Raw genomic sequence first — 22,096 nt, 5'->3', positions numbered from 1 at the left:
TTCTGTGTTCGATGTTGTCCCCAGGGGGAGGAAGTTGTGTTGGTCCCCCCCCGCCCCTCGCGCTGGAACAACCGCATTTCTGTCGGTGTTGTGTCCCCCCCCCTCCCTTTTCTGGGCTGCCCTCCCCCCGGGTGCGCTCCCGGTGTCGGCGGTCAGCCCAGCAGCCGCGACCAGAACCGGGCCCAGCGTCCGCGCGGCTTCACGGGGTCGGACACCGGGGGCGCCCCGGCCGGCTCGGCGTGCGCCGGGTAGCCGGGAGCGTGGTGCCAGGACTGGTCGGCGGTGGCGACCCGGCCCTCGCGCATGATCCGGACGGTGTGTCCGCCACACCCCGGGCAGGTCGGCTTGAGCAGCGGGGACGGTACCCGGACACCGTTGGCGTGGTATTCGAACACGACGTGCCCGTCCTTGCCGGCGTGGTGCTCGATGTCGTACGCCTGCTCCCAGCCGTACCCGCATCGCAGGCAGGCGAAGGAGTAGGCCTCCCGCACGGTCTCGACGGGAGTGTGCGGCCGTCCGGCCAGGCCGGGGGCGCTCAGCGCGTTGCCACCGAGGGGGCTACCGATCATCTCGCTCATAGCCGTCTCCCAGCGCCCGCCGGGCGCTCGCCCGGCTGGGTCTTTCCATTCCAGGAAATGCCCTGACGGCCTCGGCCGATGCCCTGCTTGTGAAGAGTTGGACGCGGGTTGGGAACTCCTATACGAAAGGCCTGGATCGTTCCGGAAACCGCGACCGAATCTTCAGCTCCGTGGGCGTTTACCGGGGCCTTCCCTCAAAGGTACGACTCCCCCGGAGTCACGCAACCCCCGGAATTCACCCCTCTTTCAGGGCCCCGTCCCGGCCGCCGCCGGGCCCGCTTCCGGCGCTACTTCCCGGCCCCGTTCCCGGCCCCCTTCGCGGCTCCGCCCCCGGCCTCGTTCTTCGCCTCGTTCTTGGCCGCCACCACCGCGTCGAACACCTCCCGCTTCGGTAGCGCGAGCTCCGCCGCGACGGCCGCGATGGCCTCCTTGCGGCGCTCCCCGGCCTCCTCCCGGACGGCCACCAGCCGGGCCAGCTCGGCGGGGGTGAGCTCCTGCGGCGCCGCCGGCGGGGCGCCCGCGACGACGACGGTGATCTCGCCCCTGACGCCTTCGGCGGCCCAGGCCGCCAGGTCGCCGAGGGGCCCGCGCTTCACCTCCTCGTACGTCTTGGTGAGCTCGCGGCAGACGGCGGCGGGCCGGTCGGCACCGAACGCCTCGGCCATCGCGGCGAGCGCCTCGGCGATCCGGTGCGGCGCCTCGAAGAAGACCATGGTGCGCGGCTCGGCCGCGATCGAGGCGAGCTGCCGGGCCCGGTCGCCGGTCTTGCGCGGCAGGAAGCCCTCGAAGGTGAAGCGGTCGACGGGCAGGCCGGACAGCGCGAGCGCGGTGAGCACGGCGGACGGCCCGGGCACCGCGGTGACCTTGACGTCGGCCTCGACGGCGGCGGCGACCAGCCGGTAGCCGGGGTCGGAGACGGACGGCATGCCGGCGTCGGTGACCAGCAGCACCCGGGCGCCGCCGAGCAGTGCCTCGACCAGTTCGGGGGTGCGGCCGACCTCGTTGCCCTCGAAGTAGGAGACCACCCGCCCGGCCGGGGTCACCCCGAGCGCCTGGGTGAGCCGGCGCAGCCGCCGGGTGTCCTCGGCCGCGATCACGTCCGCCGTGGCCAGTTCGGTGAGCAGCCGGGGCGGGGCGTCCGAGACGTCGCCGATGGGGGTGCCTGCGAGAACGAGTACTCCTGTCACGGGCCCCATCCTTGCAGCTACCGCGGCCCGGGGGCTTTTGGTGACGATTCGGGCAGCTTCCGAGGGAGCGGTCACGTGTGCGAGAACCGCCCCTACGATGTGGCGGATGAACGGCGACACGGCGGCTCGCACGCCCACTGGTACAGACCACACCGCGCAGGATGGCGGCGACGTGGCCGGCCTGCCGTCCTCCGCCGTCCCGGCTCCGCGGCCCGCCGACCAGGCCGGGAGCCCCGCGCAGCACGACCGACCCGACCAACCCGGCAGCCCCGATCAAGCCGGCAGCGCCGCGCGGAGCTGGCGCGAGCGGCTGGCCGGGTTCGGCTACGCCGGCCGCCCGGTGGCCCCGCTGGCCGAGCGCCTGGCCCCGCCGATGCCGGACGGCCCCGGGGTGACCCCGGCGGTGGTGCCCCCGTCTCCGCTGCTGCTGCGGCTGGGCGTGTCCGTGCCGCCGGCCGTGTGGTCGTGGCTGTGCCGCTGGTCCGGCTGGCTGGGCCCGATCGCGGTGGCGGTGTTCGCCGGGATCCTGCGCTTCACCAACCTCGGCCAGCCGCACGCGATCATCTTCGACGAGACGTACTACGCCAAGGACGCCTACGCGCTCTGGCACGGCGGCTACGAGATCAACTGGCCGGACGGCGCCAACGAGCAGATCATGACGCCCGGCGCGGCCGTCCCGTACCGCTCGACGGCCTCCTACGTGGTCCATCCGCCGGTGGGCAAGTGGATCATCGGCGCCGGCGAGATGCTGTTCGGCATGAACCCCTTCGGCTGGCGGTTCGCGGTGGCCCTGCTCGGCACGCTGTCGGTGCTGATGGTGGCCAGGATCGCCCGCCGGCTGTTCCGCTCGACCCTGCTGGGCTGCGTGGCCGGCCTGCTGCTCTCGGTGGACGGCCTGCACCTGGTGCTCAGCCGCGCCGCGCTGCTGGACCTGGTGGTGATGTTCTGGATCCTCGCCGCCTTCGGTTTCCTGCTGCTGGACCGCGACCGCACCCGGGCCCGGCTGGCCGACCGGCTCGGCGGGGTGGCGGACGCGGTGCTGGCGCAGCGGGCGAACCTGGGCTGGCGCCCGTACCGGATCGCGGCCGGCGTCTGCGTCGGCCTGACCTGCGCCACCAAGTGGAGCGGCCTGTACGTCGCGGCGGCCTTCGGCGTGATGACGGTGCTGTGGGACGTCGGCGCCCGCCGCCTGGCCGGGGCCCCGCGCCCGTACCTGGCGACGCTCGCCCGGGACGTGGTGCCGGCCTTCGTGTCGGTCGTGGTGGTGTCGCTGGTCGTCTACGTCACGTCCTGGTGGGGCTGGTTCGCCAGCAGCAACGTGCCGGGCAAGGGCGGCTGGGGCCGGGACTGGGCGGTCGGCCGCTCGACGGACTACCCGTGGATACCCGAGGGGCTGCGCGCCCTGTGGCACTACCACTCGACGGTCTACGACTTCCACACCCACCTGAGCGACCCGCACACCTACCAGTCGAACCCGTGGTCCTGGCTGGTGCTGGGCCGGCCGGTCTCGTTCTTCTACGAGTCCCCCAAGCAGGGCCAGAGCGGCTGCACGGCCGCCGAGTGCGCCCGCGAGGTGCTGGGCATCGGCACCCCGCTGCTGTGGTGGGCGGCCGTGGTGGCGCTGGTGTACTGCCTGTGGCGCTGGGTGGCGCGGCGGGACTGGCGGGCCGGAGCGGTGCTGTGCGGCCTGGCCGCCGGCTACCTGCCGTGGTTCGCCTACCAGCAGCGGACGATCTTCCTCTTCTACGCGGTGGTGTTCGTCCCGTTCCTGGTGCTCGCGGTGACCATGCTGGTCGGTGCGCTGATCGGGCCGCCGGGCGCCTCCCGGGACCGCCGGATCATCGGTTCGGCGGCGGCCGGGCTGCTGGTGCTGCTGATCGTGTGGAACTTCCTCTTCTTCTTCCCGCTGTTCACCGGGCAGACGATTCCGATGGACGACTGGCGCCAGCGGATGTGGTTCAACAGCTGGATCTGATCGACACCGCTGTTCCCTGAATCGTCCGTATGCGGTGCACGACACGTACCAGATCCGTCACAACTCGCGGGCATTTCGTCGGCGCACCGATCGGCGCTGCCTAGGGTGGGGGGAACAGCGTGTCCGGCCCCGGTCGGTTGCGCCCGTCCGGCAGACCCTTGGGGGAACAGCACCATGCGCAGAGGCGCGAAGATCGGCATCATCACCGGCGTCTCCGTCGCCGTGCTCGCAGGCGGTGGCTACGGGGCGTACAGCCTGATGGGCGGCTCGAACTCCGGATCGTCCTCGGCGAAGAAGCCCCGCACGGTGGTCGCCGAGCCGCCCTCGGCCGAGCAGGCGACCAACGGTGCGAAGGACTTCCTGGCGGCCTGGGCGGCCGGCGAGCTGGACAAGGCGGCCGCGCTGACGGACGACCCGGCCGCGGCCACCACCGCGCTGACGGCGTTCCGCGACCAGGTCAAGCCGAGCGCGCTGACCCTGGCCCCGGCCGGCCCGGCCACCCCGCAGGCCTTCGCCTCGGCCACCGGCACCCCCGCGCCGGCCAAGCCCTCCGCCGGAGCCTCGGCCACGCCGTCGGCGGGCGCGACCCCGGGTGCCACCGACTCGCCGTCAGCCTCCGCCTCGGCCGGCCCCGCCGGTGTGCTGATGGGCTTCAAGGCGCGCGCCGAGTTCGCCGGCACCAACCGGGTCTGGGACTACAACGGCTTCCTGAACGTCGTGAAGATGAGCGACAACACCCCGGCCGTGCACTGGGCGCCGACGGTGATCCACCCGCACCTGTCCGGCAACGAGACGATCGCCACCCAGCAGGTCTTCGCCCCGCCGTCCACCGTGGTGGACCGCAACGGCAAGCCGCTGCAGGGCGCATCGCTCACCCCGGCGCTGCTGTCCACCCTCCAGGACAACGCCCACAAGCTGCTGCCGCCGGACCCGAACAAGGACCAGGACGCGGGCAGCGCGGTGGTGATCAGCGACCCGGCCGGCAAGGGGGCCGCGGACAAGCTGTTCACCATCGTCGAGCCCAAGCCCGGCAAGCCGTTCAAGGTGACCATCGACAACACCATCCAGGCGGCGGCCGAGAAGGCGATGACGGACCTGGGCGGCAAGTCCGGATCCGTCGCCGCGATCGAGCCGAGCACCGGCCAGGTGCTGGCCTTCGCCAACGCGCCGGCCAACGGTCAGAACCGGGCCTTCACCGGCCTGCTCGCGCCCGGCTCGACGATGAAGATCGTCACCTCGACGGCGCTGCTGGAGGCCGGGGTCAACCCGGACACCGTGGTGGCCTGCCCGGAGAAGAGCAGCAACCCGGTCGCGATCCCGAACGACTTCCCGGGCGCCTTCCCCAACAACACGCTCCAGCAGGACTTCATGATGTCCTGCAACACGGCCTTCATCAATCAGGGCCTGACCAGCCTCAAGCCCGAGACGCTGTCCAGCACGGCCAAGGACGTGTTCGGCATCGGCCTGGAGTGGAAGACCGGCCTGCCGAACACCGACGGCAAGGTGCCGCCGACGCCGGGCAGCAAGGACGAGCAGGCCATGAACTACATCGGCCAGGGCAAGGTCCAGATGAACCCGCTGGCCATCGCCTCGATCACCGCGACCGTCCAGAGCGGCGCGTTCAAGCAGCCGATCCTGGTCCCCGGCCTGCCGCAGCAGGCGGCGGCCCGCCAGATCGCGCCGGACGTCGCGGGCAAGCTGCGCGCGATGATGAACGCCACCGCCACCGGCGGCACGGCCAAGGACGTGATGGCCGGGATCACCGACAACGCGGGTGCCAAGACCGGCTCCGCCGAGGTCGCCGGCGCGTCCACCACCAACAGCTGGTTCACCGCCTTCCGCGGCAACATCGCGGTCGCCGCCGAGGTGCAGGGCGGCGGCCACGGCGTGGACGCGGCCGGCCCGGCCGTCGCCTCGCTGCTCAAGGCCGCGGGCCGCTAGAACAACCCGTCCGACCGGAGCCCGCTCAGCCCCGCGGCAGGGCGGGCTCCGGTCTGCCCGGGAGCCGGTGCGGCGGGATCGGGCGCCGGCTGCTCCAGCGCCGGGCCGCCAGCCGCGGCCAGATCACCAGGACCACCGGCAGGGCGAGGTAGCCGAACCGCCCGGCCGGGGCGAGCATGAACGCGATCGCCAGCCCGGCGGCCAGCAGGTCGGCGGCCGCGATCGCGGACACCGGCGGCCGGGCGAGCAGCCAGATGGCCACCCCGATCCCGCCCATGGTCATCAGCGCCAGCGAGACGGAGTGCCCGGTCGGCCCGAAGCCGGCCAGCACCTTGCCGGGCAGCGGGCTGCCGGCCGGGGTGCGGATGGCGGTGAGCCCGAGCGGGAAGCGCACCACCTGCTCGCGCAGCGCGTCCGCCCGGGTCAGCACGGAGGGCAGGAGCACGGCCAGGCCGGTGCCGAGCGCGATCAGGGTGGTCCGGGCGGCGGGCCGGCGGCCGTACAGCCGCCACAGCAGCAGGGCGGCGACCGGCAGCGCCGGCCAGGCCGTCCACTTGAGGGTGCAGGCGAGGGCGAGCACCAGGCCGGCGCCGACGGTGCGGTCCCGCTCGGCGAGTGCCATGGCGAGGCAGCAGAGGCCGATCAGCGGCAGGTCCACCCCGCCGACGACGAGGGCCAGCGAGATCAGCGGCGAGGCGGTGAGCACGGCGAGCGGCAGCAGCGGCGCGCGCTCGCGGGTGGGCCGCAGCAGCCGCCAGCTGGCCAGCAGGCAGACCACGAAGGCCAGCGCGAACCAGATCCGGGCGTCCCCGGCGACCTGGGCGAGGTCGGAGCCGTCGCCCAGCAGTTGGCGCGGCATCCCGAACAGGGTCATGGCCGGCAGGTACGGGTTGTAGTCGGTGACGACCACCGGGTGCGGCAGGTACGGGCTGCCGGTGGTGAGCAGCAGGTGGGCCGAGCGTTCGACCACCATCACCTCGGACTGGTGGCGGCCCTGCACGGCGAGCAGGGCGAGCGGCGCGAGGACGGCCCCGGCGAGGGCGACCACGGCGGCGGCGCGGGCCGCGTAGCGGCGCGGCAGGGTGAGGCAGAGCAGCCCGGCCAGGACGTAGGCGGGGGCCGCGATGAAACCCCACATCCGCTGGTTGGGCAGGTCGGAGACGAGCGGGAAGGCGGCCGCCCAGCCGGCCGCGATCAGGCAGCCGAGCAGTTGGACGGTGCGCATCGAGGCGAGTCGGGCGGGATTCAGCCGATCGGGCGTGGGTGGGAACGTGCTCTCGCCACGCTGGCGGGGGAACGGCCGACTGGAGAAGCCGAGGGGCGGTCGTCCTGGTCCGGACGGCGCTGCGGCGGGGGTCGGCGGGGCCGGCGTTCTGCTGCGGCCGGTGAAGCGGCCGCGCGGGCGGGAGAAGCCGGGCGTGCGGGTGCTCACCATGGTGGAAGGTTATGGGTGGTGGCCGGGCCCTGTCGCCATGGCGTGGGGCACGTGGCGGGAGGCGGCATGAGGGGGGCCGCCGAGTGTCGTGGTCGGCGGCCCCTCATGTCCGGATTCGTCCGGCTCAGCTGTTGCGGTGGCCGGTGGAGCTGTCCGCCGCGGCGGCCTGTGCCTGCTGTTCCAGCTTGGAGTGCTTGATGCTGTAGCCGAAGTAGACGACCACGGCGACGGCGAGGGCGATCGCGCCGGCCCGGAAGGTGTCGGCGTGCAGGCCGGTGATCAGGTAGGCGCAGAAGGCGACGCTGAGCAGCGGGACGACCGGGTAGCCGGGGACCTTGAAGCCGCGCGGCAGGTCGGGCTGGGTGCGGCGCAGGATGATCACGCCGATCGAGACGACCGAGAAGGCGATGAGCGTCCCGAGGCTGGTGATGTCGGCCAGCTTCTCCAACGGGACGAAGGCGGCCAGCGCGCCGACGCCGAGGCCCACCACGAAGGTGTTCCAGACCGGGGTGCCGGTGCGCGGGGAGAGTTCGGCGAAGCGCTTGGGCAGCATGCCGTCGCGGCCCATGGAGTACAGGATGCGGGTCTGGCCGTAGATCACCACGAGGGTGATGCTGAAGATCGAGATGATCGCGCCGATCGCGAAGACGATCGAGGGCCAGGTCTGGCCGGTGATGTCCTGGAGGATCTGGGCGAGGCCGGCCTCCTGGCCCTCGAACTTCTGCCACGGCTGGGCGCCGATGCCGGCGAGGGCGACCAGGATGTAGAGCAGGGTCACCACGACCAGCGAGATGATGATCGCCAGCGGCAGGGTGCGGCGCGGGTTCTTGACCTCCTCACCGGCGGTGGACACGGCGTCCAGGCCGATGAAGGAGAAGAAGATGCTGGACGCGGCGACCTGCACGCCGCCGATGCCGAGCGGCATGAACGGGGTCAGGTTGCCGGAGTGGAAGCCGGTGAGCGCGATGCCGACGAACAGCAGCAGGATCAGGATCTTGATCCCGACCATGGCCGCGTTGACCTTCACCGACTCGCTGACGCCGCGGGTGAGCAGCACGCAGACCATCGCGACCAGCAGCAGCGCCGGCAGGTTGAACCAGTGGGTGTCGTTGGGCGCGCCGGACAGCTGCTCCGGGATGGTGAAGCCGAAGGCCAGGTCGAAGAACTTGTTCAGGTACTCGGCCCAGCTCACCGCGATCGCGGAGGCGGAGACGCCGTACTCCATCAGCAGGCAGATGCCGACGCCGAACGCGACGCCCTCGCCGAGGGTGGCGTAGGCGTAGGAGTACGAGGATCCGGAGACCGGGATCGCGGAGGCCATCTCGGCGTAGCAGAGCGCGGTGAGTCCGGCGGTGACCGCGGCGAGCACGAAGGACAGGATGACGGCCGGTCCGGCCGAGGGCACCGCGGTACTGAGCACGAAGAAGATGCCGGTGCCGATGGTGGCGCCGATGCCGATCGAGGACAGCTGCCAGAGGCCGATCGTGCGGCGCAGGTGGATGCCGGAGCGTCCGCCCTCCTCGGGCGCACCGGCCGGGAGGCCGTCCTGGCCCTCGCTCTCGGCGATGAGGGACGAGACGGGCTTGCGTCGCAGCAGACGCGCACCGAGAGAGTTGCTGGTCACAACTGCGGTCCTTCTGGGCGGGGGGAGGGTGTCCTGGCGGCCGGTCACTCGACGCGCCATGGGGTGTCATCGGGGACCAACCGAACAAAGATGGGACAGTACCCCGCGAAAGCACCAGTGTCGCAAACGAACAGTCCGGATCGGCGCATTGTACGAATTGGCGCATGAGCCTATACAAACCGGACACTTCGCAGACGGCGGATTCGCCGTCCAGCAGCTAAAGCAGCAGCTCAGCGGCCCAGCACCGCCCGCATCACCGAGCGGGCGATCGGCGCGGCCAGCCCGCCGCCGGTGACGTCCGTGGCGTCACTGTCCGCGATCACCACGGCCACCGCCACCGGCGGCACCGCGTCCGAGCCGGCGGGCTTGGCCCAGGAGATGAACCAGGCGTACGGCGTCCCGCTGTTGTCCACCCCGTGCTGCGCGGTGCCGGTCTTCCCGCCGACCACCGCGCCGCCGATCCGGGCGTTGCCGCCGGTGCCGTTCTCCACCACGTCGGCCATCAGCTTCTGCACCTGCCCGGCCACCGCCGGGGTCATCGCCCGCCGGTACACGGCGGGTTTCATCAGCTGCACCGCGGTGCCGTCGCCCTTCGTCAGCTTGTCCACGAGCTGTGGGCGCATCACCGTCCCGTCGTTGGCGATCCCGGCCGCGACCATCGCCATCACCAGCGGGGTCGCCGCGGTGTCGAACTGCCCGATCGAGGAGAGCGCCACCTGCGACTGGTTCATCGTGGTGTCGAAGTTGGACCGGGCCGGGCGCACCGGCATGTCCAGCCTGGCGTCGTTGAAGCCGAAGTTCTCGGCCATCGCGACCATCGGGCCCAGCCCGGTCCGCACCCCGAGGTAGCCCAGCACGCTGTTGCAGCTGTGGACCATCGCGGTGTCCAGCGACTGGCCGGGCCGGTCGCACGCCGAGGTGTCGTTGACCAGCGTCGTGGTCGTCCCGGGCAGCACGTACGGGAACGGCGCGTCGGTCGGCGCATCGGGGTCGGTGACCACGCCGGCCGCGAGCGCGGCCGCCGCCGTGACCACCTTGAAGGTCGAGCCCGGCGGGTAGGTCTGGCGCAGCGCCCGGTTGAGCATCGGCTGGTCGGTGTCGGCCTGCAGCCGGTTCCAGGCGGCCTGGTCGGCCGCGGCGGAGCCGGCGAAGCTGCCCGGGTCGTAGGACGGCGTGCTGGCCAGGGCCAGGATCCGGCCGGTGGCTGGCTCGATCGCGGCCACCGCGCCCTTCTGGCTGCCGAGCCCGCGCACCGCGGCCTCCTGGGCGGCCCGGTTCAGGGTGGTGTAGACGTCCCCGCCGGGGTTCTGCCTGCGGGCGACGGCGTCCCAGACCGCCCAGCCGGCCAGCCTGCTGTCCGTCCCGGACAGCAGGTCGTCCTCGACCCCCTCCAGCTGGGTGTTGCCGTACGCCTGCGAGGCGAAGCCGGTGACGGCCGCGTACGTCGGGCCGTCGGTGTAGGTGCGCTTGTAGTCGTACCGGCCGCCGGTGGGCTCGGAGCCGGTCACGGTGTCCGCGCCGACCCGGATGTTGCCGCGCGGCTGCGAGTACCGCTCGATGGTGAGCCGCTGGTTGGCGGAGTTGTGGTTCAGGTCCTCGGCCTGGAACACCTGCACCCGGGTGGCCTGGACGCACAGCGCCGCGACCAGCAGCAGGCAGAAGACGCCCGCGCGGCGCCCGGTGACGGAGATGCCGGGCAGGCCCTGCGGCCCGTTGCCCCGGGCACGCGGACGGGAGCGGGTGCGCGCCATCAGTCCTCCTCCGACCCGGACGCGGACACGGGCAGGACCGGGGCCGGGGCCGGCCGGCGCGCGATGTCGCTCATCCGCACCAGCAACGCCACGATGATCCAGTTGGTGACCACCGAGGAGCCGCCCTGCGCGACGAACGGCAGCGTCATCCCGGTCAGCGGGATGAGGTCGAGCACCCCGCCGGCCACCACGAACACCTGGAGGCCGACGATCGCGGCCAGCCCGATCGCCAGCAGCCGCCCGAACGGGTCGCGCAGCGCGATGCCCGTCCGGAACCCCCGGGAGATCAGCAGCGCGTACAGCAGGAACACCGCGACGAGCCCGGTCAGGCCGAGTTCCTCGCCGATGGTGGCGAGGATGAAGTCCGACTTGGCGGCGAAGCCGATCAGCACCGAGTGCCCGTTGCCGAGCCCGGTGCCCAGTTCCCCGCCCCAGGCGAAGGCGAACAGCGACTGGGCGATCTGGTTGGCGCCCTTGCCCGCCGCGATCGAGCCCAGCGGGTCCAGCCAGTCCGTCACCCGGCTGTGCACGTGCGGCGAGAGCCAGCCCACCGTGGCCGCCCCGACCGCCGCCAGGGCCAGCCCGATCACGATCCACCCGGTGCGCGCGGTGGCCACGTACAGCATCACCACGAACAGGCCGAAGAACAGCAGCGAGGTGCCGAGGTCCGTCTCCAGCACCAGGACGCCGACGAACGCCGCCCAGATCAGCAGCACCGGCCCGAGCACCCGGCCGCGCGGCAGCTGCCAGCGCCAGACCCGGCGGCCGGTGAGCGCCAGCGCGTCCCGGTGCACCGCCAGGTAGGCGGCGAAGAAGACGGCCAGCAGGATCTTGGCGAACTCCCCCGGCTGGAAGGACAGCGGCCCGATGACGATCCAGATCCGCGAGCCGTACACCGGCGGGAAGAAGATCGGCAGCACCAGCAGGACCAGCGCCACCAGCGCCCCGAGGTAGGCGTACCGCTGCAGCCGCCGGTGGTCGCGCACCAGCAGCACGACCGCGATGAACAGCGCCACCCCCAGGCTCGACCAGAGCAGCTGGGTGGAGGCCGCGCCGGCGCCCGAGGTGGCGCGGTCGAGCCGGTAGATCACCACCAGGCCGATCCCGTTGAGCAGCACCGCGATCGGCAGCAGCAGCGGGTCCGCGTACCGGGCCCGCCGGCGGACCACGGCGTGCGCCAGCAGGGCGAGCACGCCGAGCGCGGCGCCGTACTCGGCCGCGCCGGCCGGCACCCTGCCGTCCAGGTTGACGCCGACCTCGACGTAGCCGAACACGGCGATCAGCACGGCGGCCAGGACCAGCAGCAGCTCGGTGGTGCGCCTGGTCGGCACCGGCCGGCTCGGCCGGGCTGCGGTTCTCGTCACGGCGGGGGGTGTCGCCACGGACCGTCCTGGGGGTCGCGGGGAGCCGGAGCGCTGTTCCGGGGGGATGCCAATCGGGATGGACCGGCGGCACGAAGCCGGTTCACCCAGGTTCGTCACCCTAACGAGCACTATCCATATTTATCGGCTTTTTGCTGCGGTGTGTCCGCTCTTGGCGTGAATCCTCCGCTCACTCGGGCCGCCGTCCGGCCAGCGCCGCCGCCCCGGCCGCCGCCGCGGCCAGCAGGACGGCGGCGAGCGGCAGTTCCGCCCACGGCACGGCGACCCGGCCGGTGCGGGCCGCGGAAACCAGACCGCGGACCGCCGCGTTGGCCGGCGAGAGCGGCGCCACCAGCTCCAGCGCGGCCAGCACCAGCGCCACCGCGATGCCGTACTGCGGCCGCGCCAGCACCGGCCGGTTCGCCAGCGCCCCGGCCGCCACCCCCAGCAGCACGCACACCACCGCGGCCGACGCCCCGGCCGCCAGCGCCGGTCCGACCGGCGGCTGCCGCTCCACCCCCGGGTTGGCCACCGTCCCGCTCAGCCACCACAGCGCCGCCACCTCGGCCGCCGCCAGCGCCAGCCCGGCCGTCAGCGCCGCCAGCAGCGCGCCCAGGTGCACCCGCAGCGGCCCCGCCGCCGCGACCAGGCAGGCCCGCGAGGCCGGCGGCTCCGCCCCGAGCACGCTGCGCACGTACCAGGCGCTCACCGGCAGCAGCACGGCCGCGCCGTAGCCGAGGTCACCCAGCAGCGGGTTGCCCGCCGACACGCCCACCACCAGCAGCAGCGCGTACGCCAGGAACGGCGGCAGCCAGGCGTGCGAGCGCACCAGCAGTTCCAGGTGGTACCGGGTCAGCGCTCCGAGCTGCCTCACCGCTGCCCCTCCCGCTGCCGTACCGCCAGCACCCGGACGACCGGGCGGCCGAGCAGCAGCCGGCGCAGCAGCGCGTCCGTGTGCGCGGCCGGCACGGTCAGCCGCACGACCGTGCCGGCCAGCGGGGTGAGCCGCGGCGCCCCGGGCAGCCGGGGCGGCAGCGGGGTGCCGTCCGGGACGTCCACCTCGACCTCCATCGTCGGGCCGCCGCCGTCCGGCGCGGGCCCCGCCTCCTCGGCGGGCCGCAGCGCGCCGTCCGCGCCGACCCGGTAGGCGGCGCTGGTCAGCCCGGCCAGCCGGGCCGGGTCGTGGTCGACGAACAGCACCGCCCCGCCGTCCGCCGCCCGCTCGGCGGCCGCCTCGTCCAGCACCGCCCTGGCGTCGGGGTCGAGCCCGGTCCACGCCTCGTCCAGCAGCAGGACCGGGGCCTGCGCGAGCAGCGCCTGCGCGACCGCGACCTTCTGGCAGGTGCCCTTCGACAGCCGGCTCAGCGGCGTGCCCGCCCGGTCCGCGATGCCGAAGCGGTCCAGCCAGTCCCCGGCCCGCCGCCGCGCCCGCTCGGCCGACAGCCCGTGCACCCGGCCCACCCGCAGCAGGTACGAGGCGGCGTCGAACGGCAGCGCGGGCGGGAAGCGTTCTGGCACGTACGCGGCACCGCCCGGGCGGGCCACCCGCCCGGCGGTCGGCCGCTCGATCCCGGCCGCCAGCCGGAGCAGCGTCGACTTGCCGCTCCCGTTCGCCCCGGCGATCCGCACCAACTCCCCCGGCCCGACCGCGAGATCGACCCCGCACAGGACCCACCGCCCGCGCCGCCCGTACCGTTTGCCGACCCCCGTCAGCTCCACCGCGCCCCCACTCCCGCCCGGACTCGCACGAAACCCGCACGGAAGGCTATCCGGCCCGGGTAGGGCGGACGTAAGTCCTCGCAGCCCCGACGGCCTTTCCACGCGCCGGAGTTCACGCCGCGGCGGGGTGGCGCACGATCCGGTCTCGTTTGGCCATCGCGAACTGATGATCCCTAGGATCACCGGGTGACTACCGGACGACGACCAAAGACCAGGCTCGGCAGCCTGCTGGGCGCCCTGGCGATAACGGGCGCCTCGCTGCTCATCGGCCTGCCCGCCCACGCCGACGAACCATCAGCCGGAGCCGCCGCGCCCAAGGAGGCCCCCAGGGTCGACCTCGTCCTGGACGTCAGCGGCTCCATGAACGAGCGGGACATCCAGGGCAAGAGCCGGATCTCGGTGGCCCAGCAGTCGCTGAACGACGTGATCGACGCGCTGCCCACGGAGACCGAGTTCGGCATCCGCACCCTGGGCGCGAACTACCCCGGCAACGACAAGACCCAGGGCTGCCAGGACACCAAGCAGCTGTACCCGGTCGGCAAGACCAACAAGGTCGAGGCCAAGACCGCCATCGCCACCCTGCGGCCCACCGGCTGGACCCCGATCGGCCTGGCCCTGCGCGGCGCGGCCCAGGACCTCGGCAAGGGCGAGACCACCCGCCGGGTGGTGCTGATCACCGACGGCGAGGACACCTGCACCCCGCCGGACCCCTGCGACGTCGCCCGTGAACTCGCCTCCCAGGGCATCCACCTGGTCGTCGACACCCTCGGCCTGGCCCACGACGACAAGACCCGCCAGCAGCTGCTCTGCATCGCCAACGCGACCGGCGGCACCTACACCGACGTCCGCACCCAGGAGCAGCTCACCGACAAGGTGAAGCAGCTGGTCGACCGCTCCAACGACACCTACGCGGTCACCCCGGTGAAGACCTCCGGCGCCGACAAGTGCGAGAGCGCCCCGGTGCTCGCCCCGGGCGTGTACAGCGACCGCGAGAAGTTCTCCGAGCACCGCGTCTACAAGGTCCCGGTCAAGTCCGGCCAGGAGCTGCGCGCCTCGGTCAGCGTCGGCCTGGACCGCGCGGTGGCCCGGGACTACGGCGTCCTGCTGCAGGCCACCAGCGCGACCGGCCAGGAGCTGGTCCGCGGCACCGACGCCGGCAGCAGCCGCACCGACGTGATCTCCACCGGCCTGCGCTGGTCCACCAGCGACTCCAAGGGCTACATCACCACCGGCCCGGCCTCCTCGTCGAGCGCCAAGCCGGAGACCACCGTCTGCCTGGTCGTCAGCAACTCGCTGGCACCGCAGGCCGGCGTCCAGGCCGACCCCGGCCTGCCGCTGGAACTGACCGTCGACCTGGCCACCGCCTCGTCCGCCCCCGAGGGCGCGGCGATGGGCCTGGGCCGCGGCTGGATCCTGCTGCTCACCCTCACCCTCGCCGGACTGCTGTTCGGCCTGGTGTTCGGCTGGATCGCCCGCTGGCGGATCTCTGTCTGGCGGGAGAACTGACCATGCGACCGACCACGCGCACGACCCTTCGCGGCGCCCTCGCCGCCCTCGCCCTGCTGCCCGCCCTCGCGCTGGCCGCCCCGGCCGCCTCCGCCGCCTCCCCCTCGCCCTCGGCGAGCGCGAGCGGCGCCCCGGCCCCGGCCACCAAGGCCGGCACCTCCTTCCTGACCGCGACCAACCTCTCCCCCGGCCAGGACGCCAACGTCGCCGCCTCCACCGGTGACTATCTGTACTGGGCGTTCGGCGCCTCCGAGGGCCAGACCCCGACGATCGGCCTGACCGTCAACCTGGCCCCCGCGACCGACCGGCACGGCCCGCAGACCTGGTCCGCCGAGGTCTTCGACGGGCTCCGCCGCCGCCAGTCCTGCACCGCCGGCACCCAGAACGCCACCGGCGACCAGAACACCGGCACGCTCACGCTGAGCTGCACCCTGCGCGAGATCCGCTCCTGGGCCGAGCCGTGGTCCGGCGACCCGCTGCCCGGCACCTACTACGTGCGGCTCTCGGTCAGCGACGTCCCGCAGCCCGACCTGGGCCTGGCCACCTCCGTCCAGCTGCACGTCAGCGCCAAGGGCAACGCGGACAACGCCCAGCCGGAGGGCGGCGAGCTCAAGGCCCCGCTGGTCCCGCCGGCCGGCGGCGGCGCCAGCACCGCCAAGGCGGCCGCCCCGGTGGCGGCCGAGGAGCACTGGTACACCGGCTGGTTCTCCGGCTGGAACAGCCGCTGGTACTGGACCATCGGCGGCGGCGCCCTGGCCGCCCTGGCGGGCGTCCTGGGCTACAACCTGACCCGGCACCCGCGCGGCTACCGCCCGCCCCGCTACGGCGCCGTCCCGCCGCAGTCCGGCGCCCCCCAGCCCGGCCCCTACGCCGGTTCCCAGCGCCCCTGACCCACCCCGCCCCACCCCGAGGGCCGGCCGGATTCCCCCGGCCGGCCCTCGGCCGTTCCCACTCCCGTTTCCGCTCCTGCTCCGGCTCCCGCTCCCGTCCGCGACCGACCGTCAGTTCACCGGCCCACCCCGCCGTGACGGTCGTCACACGGCCAACTCCCGCACCCCCGCACCGGATCGACCCCGGACAACGCAGAAGCCCCGCCCGGTCTGACGACCGGGCGGGGCTTCTGTTGGGTGGAGCTGAGGGGATTCGAACCCCTGACCCCCTCGATGCGAACGAGGTGCGCTACCGGACTGCGCCACAGCCCCAACGAGAAGAAACTCTAGCACCTTCCGGAGGGGGTCCGTGACCACCCCCGGGGATGCGGTGCTGGTCCGGGGGCCGGGGAGGTCACTCGTTGGCCGCGCGGGGGCGGGTCTCCGGAGCCGACGGTTCGGCGTACTGGTCGAACAGCGGGGTGTTGCGGGCGGACTCGGCGGGGCGGCCCGCGGTCCAGGTGCCGGGGGCCGTCAGGTCGAGGCCGCGGGAGACCCGGGGGGCGACCGGCGCCGTGACGTACGTCGGCAGCGGGACGGGCACCGGCTCCCAGGAGTCCGGGCCGGCCGCACCGCGCTCGCGCATGCCGTCGACCCACTCCTCGTGCTCGGTCGCCTCGGCCACCGCGGAGGCGGACGGCGCGGAGACGGCGGCCTCTCCGGGGTCGGCGGCCAGCCGCAGGTGCGGGCGGCGTCCGGCCCGCCCCTCGGCGGCCGGGGCCTGGGCACGAGCCGGGGCGTGGGCCCGGACGTGGGGCTGGGTGTGGACCTGGGCGTGGGCCTGGGTGTCGACGGCCTCGGCGGGGACGCTCCGGGCCGCGGCGCGCTGCTGCTCGCGCTTGCGCAGCCGCTCGGCCGCCTGGGCGGCCCGGGCACGGTCGAGCTTCACCTCGTAGCGCTGGCGCTCCAGCTTGCGCAGGTGGCCGATGTACAGGGTGAGGAGGGTCGCCGGGACGGCCGGGACCCAGAGGAAGGCCAGTCCGGCCACCGCCGCGACCACGGCGCCGAGCGCGAAGGCCAGGAAGAGGGCGGTGACCATCCGGCGCCGGCGGGCCAGCAGCCGGGCCCGGCGCTGCGCCCCGCCGTGCGGTGCGGAGCCCGGACGCTCTCCCCGGGCACCCCGCTCGGGCGAGGGCGCGATCGCGGGCGCGGACACCGGCACCGGCGCGGGTGGAGGCTCGACGGAGGCCGAGGACTCGGGCTCCACGACGGGCGGCGCGGAGTCCGCCGCGGGGTCGCCTGAGGAGGCCCCGTCCCGTCCGGGAGGGCCGTCGCTGCTGTGCTCGTCGTCACGCGGTTCGTCGCCCAGGGCCCGGGCTGCCCGTCGCTCCAGCCCCGAACGCCCGGCCAGCAGGCGGATGGCGGTGCTGAAGCGCTCCGTCGGGCGCGCCTCGTTGAGTTCGTCCTGCCTGCGGAGCCACATCGGCACCAGATAGGCGGCCCAGGCCCCTACGATGACGGCGTAGATAAGGCCGCTACTGCTCACGACCCACACCGTACGGGCGCCGGGAAGGCCTGGCAGCAATTTGGCTCGGCGTGTCGTGTGATCAAGCTGATTCTCCGACTATTTTGCCGGTATTTGTGCCAGTCCGCCGTCGCGGCGATGCCATATCGATATTTGATTCGAACATATATTCAATTACTTGGCCCGTGACCTGAACTGATCGACCGCCAGCGTTCCAGCATCCCCTCCGGCACCTCCTCGGCGGTCAGCGCGTACACCAGGTGGTCCTGCCAGGCGCCGTCGATGTGGAGATAGCGCGGGCGGATTCCCTCCGAGCGGAAGCCGAGCTTTTCCACCACCCGGCGGCTCGGGCCGTTCTCCGGGCGGATGCAGACCTCGATCCGGTGCAGGCCGAGGGTGCGGAAACAGTGGTTGACGGAAAGCGCCACGGCCGTCGGCATGATGCCCCGGCCGGCCACCGCCTCGTCGATCCAGTACCCGACGTTCGCCGAGCACATCGAGCCCCAGGTGATGCCGCCGACGGTCAGCTGGCCCACCAGCTGGCCCTTGTAGAGCACGACGAAGGGCAGCATCCGCCCGGCCGAGCCCTCACCGCGCAGGAAGCGCACCATCTGCCGGAACGTCGGACGCGGCCCGGCGGCCTGCCCGGCCGGACCGGGCGGGACGGTCGCCTCCCAGCGGCGCAGCCAGTCCCGGTTGCGGAGGCTGACCTCCTGCCACTCGCGCTGGTCGCGGGCCCGGATCGGGCGCAGCACGACCTCTCCCTCGTGGAGTTCTACCGGCCAGCCGGCGTTCAGTGCGCTCTCCCGGAAGCTGGTGCGTCCGGCCGGGGGTGGTCCCCGCCGCCGAGCTGGTCGACGGCGTGGGCGAGCAGCGGTTCGAGGACGGCCAGGCCGTCCTTGACGCCGCCGGTCGAGCCCGGCAGGTTGACGATCAGGGTACGTCCGGCGAGCCCGGCCAGCCCGCGGGAGAGCGCCGAGGTCGGGACCTTCTCCCGGCCGTACGCGCGGATGGACTCGGCGATGCCGGGGACCTGCCGGTCGATCACCCGGGCGGTCATCTCCGGGGTGAGGTCCATCGGCGAGATGCCGGTGCCGCCGGTGGTGAGCACGACGTCGTAGCCGGCCGCGACGGCCTCGCGCAGGACGGCCTCCACCGGCTCGCCGTCCGGGACGACCCGGGGGCCGTCGGCGGTGAAGCCCATCGCGGTCAGGCCGGCCACCAGCAGCGGGCCGCCCCTGTCCTCGTACACGCCGGCCGAGGCCCGGTTGGAGACCGTTACCGCAAGCGCCCTCATGCGCCCGCCCCCTCGATGGTGAACCCGTTCCGCCCGCTCACTCGCCCGCCTCCGGCGCGAACCAGTCGCCGCTCTTGCCGCCGGTCTTGCTGAGCACCCGGACGGACTCGATGGCGGCGCCCTTGTCCACGGCCTTGACCATGTCGATGACGGTGAGGCCGGCCACCGCGACGGCGGTCAGCGCCTCCATCTCGACGCCGGTGCGGTCGGCGGTCCTCACGGTGGCGGTGATCTCGACGGCGTCGTCCGCGACCGTGAGGTCCACCGTGACGCCGGAGACGGCGATGGGGTGGCAGAGCGGGACCAGGTCGGGGGTCTTCTTGGCGCCCATGATCCCGGCGATCCGGGCCACCGCGAGGGCGTCGCCCTTGGGCACGCCCTCGCCGCGCAGCAGCTCGACCACCTTCGGGGAGACCCGGACCCGGCCGGCCGCGACGGCGGTGCGCGCGGTGGCGGCCTTCTCGGAGACGTCGACCATCCGGGCCGCGCCCTGGTCGTCGACGTGGGTGAGGCGGTCGCCGGGGGGAGGTGTCGTCACGGGTGGCTCCAGGGGCGCGCAGGTGGAATACCGCGCTACCGTACAGCTCCCCCGCCCCACCCCGTGGGAGGGGCCTGGTCCGCGGGACATGTCCCAGGGCGTGTTTCATCATTCGCGTCGGATCAGCGCGCGGCGTTGGGCGCCCGGCTGGGCGTGCCGGCGAAGCGTCCTCGTACTGGGTCGTACTTGGACGTTTCGCCGGTGCGGTCAGGCGGGATGCCCGGCGTCGCGCGCCCGGCGGGAATGATGAAACACGCCCTAGCAACCGAGCAGGACCACGTCGACCTCGCTGCCGGCGGGCAGGGCGGTGACGGCCTCGGGGACGGTGATCAGGCAGTTCGCCCGGGCCAGGGCGCCGACCAGGTGCGACTCGGCGCCGCCCACCGGCTCGACGGTGCCGTCCGCCGCCGAGTAGCGGCCGCGCAGGAACTGCCGGCGGCCGGCCGGGGAGCGCAGCGCCGCCGGGCAGAGCGCGCGGACCACCGGGCGGTGGACGTCGGCGGCGCCGAGCATGGTGCGGATGACCGGGCGGACGAACAGCTCGAAGGAGATGTAGGCGCTGACCGGGTTGCCGGGCAGGGCGAGCAGCGGCACGCCGGCCGGGCCGCCGATCCGGCCGAAGCCCTGCGGCTTGCCGGGCTGCATCCGCAGCCTGCGGAAGTCGACGCCGCCGTAGGACTCGAAGACCTCCTTGACCACGTCGTACGCGCCGACGCTGACCCCGCCGCTGGTGACGATCAGGTCGGCCCGGCCGAGCTGGTCCTCCAGGACGGCGCGCAGCCGGTCGGCCCGGTCCGGGACGGCGCCGACCCGGTAGGCGATGGCGCCGGCGTCCTGGGCGGCCGCGGTGAGGGTGAAGCTGTTGGAGTCGGAGATCTGCCCGGGGCCGACCGGCTCGCCGGGCTGGACCAGCTCGCTGCCGGTGGACAGCACCACGACCCGGGGGCGCGGGCGGACCGTGACGGTGGCGCGGCCGATCGCGGCGAGCAGGCCGAGCTGGGTGGGGCCGAGCCGGGTGCCGGCCCCCAGGACCTTGGTGCCGGCCGCGACGTCGCTGCCGCGGCGGCGGATGTGGGCGCCCTCGGCGACCGGGCGCAGGACGCGGACCTCCTCGTCCTCGACGGGCGCGGTCATCGCGTCGGCGGGCACGCCGGTGCCGGTACCGCCGTCGGTCCATTCGACCGGGGCGACGGCCTGGGCACCGGGCGGGACGGGGGCGCCGGTCATGATCCGGGCGGCCTGGCCGGGCCCGACCCGGGGCAGTTCGCCCGCGCCGGCCGCGATGTCGCCGACGACCGCGAGCACCGAGGGGTACGGGTCGGTGGCGCCGACGGTGTCGGCGGTGCGCACGGCGTAGCCGTCCATCGAGCTGTTGTCGAAGGGCGGCAGGTCGCCGTCGGCGAGGACGTCCTCGGCGAGCCGGCAGCCCTGGGCGTCGAGCAGTTGCAGCTCGATGGCGGGCAGCGGGCCGACCGCGGCCAGGACGTCGCTGAGGTGTTCGTCCACCGTCCAGAGGCGGGGGGCCGCCGGTGCCGGGTCCGTGGTTCCGTCGCAGCAGGCTGCGGCGGATCCGGTGGTGTGGTGGGTGGACCCGGTCATCGGCGGCTCGCTCTCTGTCGTCGTGTCAGTCCTGCAGCTCGGAGGCGACGAACTCGCGCAGCCAGGAGCGGAACTCCGGGCCGAGGTCCTCGCGCTCGGAGGCCAGTCGGACGATAGCGCGCAGGTAGTCCGCGCGGTCGCCGGTGTCGTAGCGGCGGCCCTTGAAGAGCACGCCGTGGACCTGGCCGCCGGCCTCCGGGTCGCGGGTGGTCAGCTCGCGCAGGGCGTCGGTGAGCTGGATCTCGCCGCCGCGGCCGGGCGGGGTCTCCCGCAGCACGTCGAAGACCAGCGGGTCGAGGACGTAGCGGCCGATGACGGCGTAGTTCGAGGGGGCCTCGTTCGTCTCGGGCTTCTCGACCAGGTCGGTCACCTGGAAGACGTCCTCGCCGAAGCCGTTCGCCTTGACGGCGGCGCAGCCGTAGAGGTGGATCTGGGAGGGGTCGACCTCCATGAGGGCGACGACCGAGCCGCCGAGCTCCTGCTGGACCTCGATCATGCGGGCGAGCAGCGGGTCGCGCGGGTCGATCAGGTCGTCGCCGAGGAGGACGGCGAAGGGCTGGCCGGCCACGTGCTGCTCGGCGACCGAGACGGCGTGGCCGAGGCCCTTCGGGTCGCCCTGGCGGACGTAGTGCATGTTGGCCAGCTCGACGGATTCGCGGACCCGGCGCAGGCGGTCCTCGTCGCCCTTGCGGGCGAGCAGCTCCTCCAGCTCGTACGCGCGGTCGAAGTGGTCCTCCAGGGCCCGCTTGTTACGGCCGGTGACCATCAGTATGTCGGACAGCCCCGCGGAGGAGGCCTCCTCGACGACGTACTGGATGGCCGGCTTGTCGACGACGGGCAGCATCTCCTTCGGAGTGGCCTTGGTTGCCGGGAGGAAGCGGGTGCCCAGTCCGGCCGCGGGTACCACGGCCTTGGTTACCGGGATTCGGGAGTTGGTCGTCGTCATGCGTTTACCTTACTCAGGCACGTTTTCGCCCGGCCGAGCGCGGTCGACGGCTAGGACAGCACGTCGCGGGGCCCGGCCACGGCGGCAGGCGTATGGGAATTGACCGGCTGGGCGAGGGGGTCCCCGCCGGCACAGGGCGACAGACTACCCGGCTTTTTTGAACGGTCACGCTCGGCAGTCGCGTTGGGCTGCGCACCGGCGGCGGGCGGGGCGGCCGGCCGCGCCGCCGACCGGTCGCCGGGGCC

18 protein-coding genes and 1 tRNA gene are annotated in these 22,096 nt (G+C 73.6%); 4 read left to right on the top strand and 15 right to left on the bottom strand.

Annotated elements, in window-relative coordinates:
- Positions 1-152: 152 nt before the first annotated feature.
- A complete protein-coding gene (locus ACFVX9_RS30110; protein ID WP_350877715.1) occupies positions 153-578 on the bottom strand; it encodes a hypothetical protein in 426 nt (141 codons plus the stop codon).
- Between the two features lie 287 nt (positions 579-865).
- Complete coding sequence (rsmI, locus tag ACFVX9_RS30105) at positions 866-1,765, bottom strand: 16S rRNA (cytidine(1402)-2'-O)-methyltransferase (protein ID WP_380345710.1); 900 nt, start codon at positions 1,763-1,765, stop codon at positions 866-868.
- 106 nt (positions 1,766-1,871) lie between these two features.
- Between rsmI and ACFVX9_RS30100 the strand changes: the two genes are divergently transcribed.
- Positions 1,872-3,740, top strand: a complete 1,869-nt coding sequence (locus ACFVX9_RS30100) for a dolichyl-phosphate-mannose--protein mannosyltransferase (RefSeq protein WP_079135665.1) — start codon at positions 1,872-1,874, stop codon at positions 3,738-3,740.
- A gap of 174 nt (positions 3,741-3,914) precedes the next feature.
- Positions 3,915-5,681 (top strand): penicillin-binding transpeptidase domain-containing protein, encoded by a 1,767-nt coding sequence (locus ACFVX9_RS30095; RefSeq protein WP_387984530.1) that lies wholly within the window; start codon positions 3,915-3,917, stop codon positions 5,679-5,681.
- Positions 5,682-5,706: 25 nt separating this feature from the next.
- Here ACFVX9_RS30095 and ACFVX9_RS30090 read toward each other — a convergent pair whose 3' ends face one another.
- From ACFVX9_RS30090 to ACFVX9_RS30065, 6 genes are all read right to left on the bottom strand, one after another.
- Positions 5,707-7,116 (bottom strand): glycosyltransferase 87 family protein, encoded by a 1,410-nt coding sequence (locus tag ACFVX9_RS30090; protein ID WP_159398452.1) that lies wholly within the window; start codon positions 7,114-7,116, stop codon positions 5,707-5,709.
- A gap of 124 nt (positions 7,117-7,240) precedes the next feature.
- A complete protein-coding gene (locus tag ACFVX9_RS30085) occupies positions 7,241-8,800 on the bottom strand; it encodes an amino acid permease (protein ID WP_387984528.1) in 1,560 nt (519 codons plus the stop codon).
- A 170-nt stretch (positions 8,801-8,970) separates the two neighbouring features.
- Positions 8,971-10,491 (bottom strand): penicillin-binding transpeptidase domain-containing protein, encoded by a 1,521-nt coding sequence (locus tag ACFVX9_RS30080; protein ID WP_387984527.1) that lies wholly within the window; start codon positions 10,489-10,491, stop codon positions 8,971-8,973.
- Entirely contained in the window at positions 10,491-11,855 is a 1,365-nt protein-coding gene (locus ACFVX9_RS30075; RefSeq protein ID WP_380345720.1) for an FtsW/RodA/SpoVE family cell cycle protein, read from the bottom strand. Before ACFVX9_RS30075 ends, ACFVX9_RS30080 begins: the two co-directional genes overlap by 1 nt.
- Positions 11,856-12,042: 187 nt before the next feature.
- Complete coding sequence (locus ACFVX9_RS30070; protein ID WP_380487681.1) at positions 12,043-12,726, bottom strand: ABC transporter; 684 nt, start codon at positions 12,724-12,726, stop codon at positions 12,043-12,045.
- On the bottom strand, positions 12,723-13,571 hold the full coding sequence (locus tag ACFVX9_RS30065) for an ATP-binding cassette domain-containing protein (RefSeq protein ID WP_380372790.1): 849 nt from the start codon (positions 13,569-13,571) through the stop codon (positions 12,723-12,725). Before ACFVX9_RS30065 ends, ACFVX9_RS30070 begins: the two co-directional genes overlap by 4 nt.
- Positions 13,572-13,757: 186 nt before the next feature.
- On the opposite strand from ACFVX9_RS30065, the gene ACFVX9_RS30060 reads away from it, so the two are divergent.
- On the top strand, positions 13,758-15,077 hold the full coding sequence (locus ACFVX9_RS30060; RefSeq protein WP_387984524.1) for a VWA domain-containing protein: 1,320 nt from the start codon (positions 13,758-13,760) through the stop codon (positions 15,075-15,077).
- A 2-nt stretch (positions 15,078-15,079) separates the two neighbouring features.
- Positions 15,080-15,967 (top strand): peptidase, encoded by an 888-nt coding sequence (locus tag ACFVX9_RS30055; RefSeq protein ID WP_380429623.1) that lies wholly within the window; start codon positions 15,080-15,082, stop codon positions 15,965-15,967.
- A 238-nt stretch (positions 15,968-16,205) separates the two neighbouring features.
- On the opposite strand, the gene ACFVX9_RS30050 is transcribed toward ACFVX9_RS30055, so the two are convergent.
- The 7 genes from ACFVX9_RS30050 to galU all read right to left on the bottom strand — a co-directional run bounded on the left by ACFVX9_RS30050 (position 16,206) and on the right by galU (position 21,851).
- Positions 16,206-16,279, bottom strand: a tRNA-Ala gene (locus ACFVX9_RS30050).
- An 82-nt stretch (positions 16,280-16,361) separates the two neighbouring features.
- Positions 16,362-17,492, bottom strand: a complete 1,131-nt coding sequence (glpR, locus tag ACFVX9_RS30045; protein ID WP_387984522.1) for a gephyrin-like molybdotransferase receptor GlpR — start codon at positions 17,490-17,492, stop codon at positions 16,362-16,364.
- 149 nt (positions 17,493-17,641) lie between these two features.
- Positions 17,642-18,226: a GNAT family N-acetyltransferase gene (locus ACFVX9_RS30040; protein WP_380372783.1), complete on the bottom strand. Its 585-nt coding sequence runs from the start codon at positions 18,224-18,226 to the stop codon at positions 17,642-17,644.
- A gap of 38 nt (positions 18,227-18,264) precedes the next feature.
- Complete coding sequence (locus ACFVX9_RS30035) at positions 18,265-18,768, bottom strand: molybdenum cofactor biosynthesis protein B (RefSeq protein WP_063348079.1); 504 nt, start codon at positions 18,766-18,768, stop codon at positions 18,265-18,267.
- A gap of 37 nt (positions 18,769-18,805) precedes the next feature.
- On the bottom strand, positions 18,806-19,246 hold the full coding sequence (gene moaC / locus ACFVX9_RS30030) for a cyclic pyranopterin monophosphate synthase MoaC (RefSeq protein WP_380372816.1): 441 nt from the start codon (positions 19,244-19,246) through the stop codon (positions 18,806-18,808).
- Between the two features lie 318 nt (positions 19,247-19,564).
- Entirely contained in the window at positions 19,565-20,905 is a 1,341-nt protein-coding gene (gene glp, locus ACFVX9_RS30025; RefSeq protein WP_380485838.1) for a gephyrin-like molybdotransferase Glp, read from the bottom strand.
- Positions 20,906-20,930: 25 nt separating this feature from the next.
- Positions 20,931-21,851: a UTP--glucose-1-phosphate uridylyltransferase GalU gene (galU, locus tag ACFVX9_RS30020; RefSeq protein WP_063348081.1), complete on the bottom strand. Its 921-nt coding sequence runs from the start codon at positions 21,849-21,851 to the stop codon at positions 20,931-20,933.
- Positions 21,852-22,096: the final 245 nt, after the last annotated feature.

It is taken from the genome of Kitasatospora sp. NPDC058243, assembly GCF_042882025.1.
GTDB lineage: Bacteria > Actinomycetota > Actinomycetes > Streptomycetales > Streptomycetaceae > Kitasatospora.
This window is presented reverse-complemented; position numbering and strand designations above follow the sequence as displayed.

Coding starts and splice junctions, on each gene's coding strand:
- ACFVX9_RS30110 (WP_350877715.1), bottom strand. CDS start 578: ATGAGCGAGATGATCGGTAGCCCCCTCGGTGGCAACGCGCTGAGCGCC.
- ACFVX9_RS30100 (WP_079135665.1), top strand. CDS start 1,872: ATGAACGGCGACACGGCGGCTCGCACGCCCACTGGTACAGACCACACC.
- ACFVX9_RS30095 (WP_387984530.1), top strand. CDS start 3,915: ATGCGCAGAGGCGCGAAGATCGGCATCATCACCGGCGTCTCCGTCGCC.
- ACFVX9_RS30090 (WP_159398452.1), bottom strand. CDS start 7,116: ATGGTGAGCACCCGCACGCCCGGCTTCTCCCGCCCGCGCGGCCGCTTC.
- ACFVX9_RS30085 (WP_387984528.1), bottom strand. CDS start 8,800: ATGGCGCGTCGAGTGACCGGCCGCCAGGACACCCTCCCCCCGCCCAGA.
- ACFVX9_RS30080 (WP_387984527.1), bottom strand. CDS start 10,491: ATGGCGCGCACCCGCTCCCGTCCGCGTGCCCGGGGCAACGGGCCGCAG.
- ACFVX9_RS30055 (WP_380429623.1), top strand. CDS start 15,080: ATGCGACCGACCACGCGCACGACCCTTCGCGGCGCCCTCGCCGCCCTC.
- ACFVX9_RS30035 (WP_063348079.1), bottom strand. CDS start 18,768: ATGAGGGCGCTTGCGGTAACGGTCTCCAACCGGGCCTCGGCCGGCGTG.
- moaC (WP_380372816.1), bottom strand. CDS start 19,246: ATGGTCGACGTCTCCGAGAAGGCCGCCACCGCGCGCACCGCCGTCGCG.
- glp (WP_380485838.1), bottom strand. CDS start 20,905: ATGACCGGGTCCACCCACCACACCACCGGATCCGCCGCAGCCTGCTGC.
- galU (WP_063348081.1), bottom strand. CDS start 21,851: ATGACGACGACCAACTCCCGAATCCCGGTAACCAAGGCCGTGGTACCC.